General features: G+C 50.3%; 1 protein-coding gene. It reads right to left on the bottom strand.

Translation table 11 applies throughout. The features are described 5' to 3' along the window. Positions 1–14 precede the first annotated feature (14 nt). Entirely contained in the window at positions 15–1,085 is a 1,071-nt protein-coding gene (gene ampC, locus ACPT9U_RS17700) for a class C beta-lactamase (protein WP_435751922.1), read from the bottom strand. Positions 1,086–1,323 lie beyond the last annotated feature (238 nt).

Genomic DNA, 1,323 nt, shown 5'->3' with positions numbered 1-1,323 from the left:
CCGACCCAAAGCTGTCATTGTTTCCCGGTTAGATTGCTATAAATTTTGTGGGCCATTTCTACCCGTTCAGCATTGGGGTAGTTTTTATTGGCCAGCAACACAACCCCGAAGCGCTTTTCAGGCACAAACGCAACATAAGCACCGAAGCCGTTGGTAGCACCAGTCTTGTTAACCCACACATTGCTGTTAGGTGTGGCTGCAGGAACCTTAGCGCTTACTGGGGTTGGATTCAGGATAAGTTTGGGAGCATTGCCTTCTTGCAGCATAGGCAAGTCAACAGGCATTGCATACTCCTCCCAGATGAGGTCTTGAGTCATCTGGCCTACGCTGAAATAGCTCTTGCGGGTATTGTTTAAAGCCGATTGCAGCATGCTATCCAAGGGCAACATGCCCATGTTGGCCTTCACAAAGGTGATCAGGTCAGTAGCCGTGGTTTTGATGCCGTAGGCTTCACTGTCCAACATGCCTGGATTGACACGCACAGGCTTCTTATCGTTGTTGTAGCCCCAAGCGTAGCTGGACATCTTCTGTGCAGGGATGCTCAGATAAGTGCTAGTCAAACCGAGGGGCTGGAAAATGGTTTGAGTCATGGCGGTGCTGAAATCTTGCCCCAAACTTTTCGCCGTTATCCACCCTAAAGCACCGATGCTTGGGTTTGCATAAGTACGCATCGTGCCGGTTTTGTACGCAGGCTTCCAGGTGCGGAGGTATTCCAGAAGCTGCTCCCGAGTTTGGACTTCATCAGGCACCTGCAGAGGAATGCCGCCAACGGTGTGCGTTCCAAGATGGAAAAGCTGCAAGTTACCGAAGTCCGTACCAGACAACTCAGGCAAATACTTTGCTGCTGTATCGGTCAGTTTCAGCTTCCCAGTGGCTTCTGCGTGCGTCGCCAGTGTGGCTGTGAAGGTCTTACTGATAGAGCCAATCTCAAAAATCGTCTCGTCAGTTACCGGTGTTTGTTTCTCAACATCTGACACGCCATAGTTTAAGACATAAGTCTTGTCCCCCAATACCAATGCCACAGCCATACCAGGAATCTGGTTCTTTTCCATGGCAGGCAGCACGGCTGCAGAGATGGCTTTCATTGCTTCAGCACTGGAAATTTCAGCAGCATTGACAGCCGAGCCAAGACCAAAGACAGCGGCTGTCAGAAGGACAGTAAACAGACGGTTTTTCAATTTTTACCTTACGGGTGAAGGAGGAAAGCCAACGCTGGCACTTGCGATGCAATTGAGTGCTGTAGCGCTACGAGCTGGGGATTCTAAAAAATTTGATAGCAAATTGGCTCGGCATCGCGGAGCGATGAGTGACTGCTTCTGGCCG

Origin of the sequence: Thauera sp. AutoDN2, from assembly GCF_051280715.1 — a bacterium.
Classification (GTDB): Bacteria; Pseudomonadota; Gammaproteobacteria; order Burkholderiales; family Rhodocyclaceae; genus Thauera.
The sequence above is the reverse complement of the archived record's forward strand: the minus strand, read 5'-3'. Positions and strand labels throughout refer to the sequence as shown.

What these genes read in the sequence shown, in the direction of transcription:
- ampC (WP_435751922.1), bottom strand. Translation starts at nt 1,085, where the DNA reads ATGAAAGCCATCTCTGCAGCCGTGCTGCCTGCCATGGAAAAGAACCAG.